At 71.1% G+C, this 1,322-nt stretch carries 1 protein-coding gene; it reads left to right on the top strand.

Translation table 11 applies throughout. From position 1 onward, the window contains the following. Positions 1-255 precede the first annotated feature (255 nt). Positions 256-1,314, top strand: coding sequence for an IS110 family transposase (locus tag V6U82_RS31485; RefSeq protein WP_334467652.1), 1,059 nt, complete (start codon positions 256-258; stop codon positions 1,312-1,314). Positions 1,315-1,322: the final 8 nt, after the last annotated feature.

Below are 1,322 nucleotides of genomic sequence, written 5' to 3'. Positions count from 1 at the left end.
CTGACTGTGAGGCTGGCCGGGTCGGCCCGTACGTGATGGGCTGATGTCGGCGGCAGTGGACGTGACCCCTGGCCTGACTGGCTTTATGCCTTTCGCGCGACTTGTCCGTCCGCTGCCGTCGGCCCCGGCCCGGCGGGAGACGTTTGGCCTGATCAGGAGCTTGACCGCCAGTTAGCGGCTGGCGTGTCTCATCACAGTCCTGCCATCTCCACACCGGACCGGATCCTTTGCGTCCCCACGGTGAGGAGAGAACGCATGTCCATGCTGGCAGATCTGGTCGAGGTCGTCATCGGCGTCGACACGCACAAAGACACCCACACCGCCGCCGTGCTCGACACCCGCACCGGTGGTGTCCTCGCTAGAGCCACGGTGAGCACCGACCCGGACGGCTACGGCGAGTTGGTGGCCTTGGCCGAGCACCACTCGGGGCTGCGAGCCTGGGCCCTCGAAGGCTCCGGCGGCTACGGCGCCGGACTGGCCCGGCACCTGGCCGACGCCGGGGAACTGGTCGTCGAACTGGACCGCCCGCAGCGCCCGAACCGCCGTGGCGGGGCGAAGTCCGACGCGATCGACGCCGAACGCGCCGCCCGCGATGCCCTGGCCCGCACCCGCCTGGCGCAGCCCAAGACCGGCCCCGAACGGGCCGCGCTGCAGGCACGGCTGACCGCCCGACGCGCCGCGGTCGAGGCCAGCGCCACCGCCCAGCGGCAGCTGCACGCCTTGGTGATCACCTCACCCGAGGTGGTGCGGGCCCGCTTCCGCGGCCAGAGCACCCGGGCCATGCTCACCACCGCCACCCGGCTGCGCCCCACCACCAACGCCGACGTGGAGGTGTTCACCTGCCTGACCGTGTTGCGGGACCTCGCCCGCCGCGTCCGCTTCCTCGAAGCCGAGGCCGCCGAACACGAGAAAGCGATCCGCGCGATCGTCCGGTCCTGGCGACCGGACCTGCTGCAATTGACCGGCGTGGGCCCGATCGTCGCCGCCACCGTGCTCACCGCCTGCTCCCACCCTGGGCGCTGCCGCAACGACGCCGCGTTCGCCATGCTCGCCGGCGCCGCACCCATCCCCGCGTCCTCCGGCAAGACCATCCGCTACCGGCTCAACCGCTCCGGTGACCGCCAACTCAACCGCGCCCTGCACACCATCGTCCTGACCCGCCTGCAACGCGACGAACCCACCCGTGCCTACGCCGACCGCCGCCGCGCCCAAGGCAAAACCGACCGCGAGATCAAACGCTGCCTCAAACGCTACGTCGCCCGAGACCTCTACCGACGCCTCGAAACCCCACCCCAGCCACTTGACGCGTCATAGGAGCGTCG

Source organism: Micromonospora sp. CPCC 205554, assembly GCF_036902745.1.
GTDB classification, from domain to species: domain Bacteria; phylum Actinomycetota; class Actinomycetes; order Mycobacteriales; family Micromonosporaceae; genus Micromonospora; species Micromonospora tulbaghiae.
Note: the sequence above shows the minus strand (reverse complement) of the source record. Positions and strands in the feature narration are given on the sequence as shown.